Genomic DNA, 536 nt, shown 5'->3' on the forward strand with positions numbered 1-536 from the left:
GTCACCAACTGGTCGTGAGTCAGCGTGCTCATGTCCTCGAAAGTACGCACGTAGCGGCCGTCCTTGAACACCGTCACCGCATCGCAGATACGGAACACTTCTTCCATACGGTGCGACACGTAGAGCACCACTTTGCCCTCGTCGCGCAGGCGCGTGATGATCGCCATCAAGCGGTCGATTTCCCGCGCCGATAAACTGCTGGTGGGTTCATCAAAGGCGATCACGCTGGCGCCGCGAGACAGCGCCTTGGCGATTTCCACCAGTTGGCGCTCGCCCAGGGACAGGCGCCCGAGTTTCTCGTCGGGGTCGATTTCATCGGCCAGCCCCTTGAGACACGCCAGGGCCTGCTTACGCAGCAGGCTCCGGTTGACCACGCCAAAGCGCGTGGGCAAATGCCCGAGGAACAGGTTCTCGGCCACGCTCATTTCCGGCACCAGGTGCAGCTCTTGGTGAATCACCGCCACACCGCTGGCGATGCTGTCGGCGGCGCATTTGAAGGCCATGGTCTGCGCGCCGATCTGCACCGTGCCGCTGGA

The 536-nt window shown here is 62.7% G+C and carries 1 protein-coding gene; it reads right to left on the reverse strand.

Annotation, left to right across the window (positions count from 1 at the left end; translation table 11 throughout):
- On the reverse strand, positions 1–536 hold a 536-nt coding region (locus JMV15_RS27875), incomplete at both ends, for an ATP-binding cassette domain-containing protein (RefSeq protein ID WP_201491988.1).

This window comes from Pseudomonas paracarnis (genome assembly GCF_904063055.1).
GTDB lineage: Bacteria > Pseudomonadota > Gammaproteobacteria > Pseudomonadales > Pseudomonadaceae > Aquipseudomonas > Aquipseudomonas paracarnis.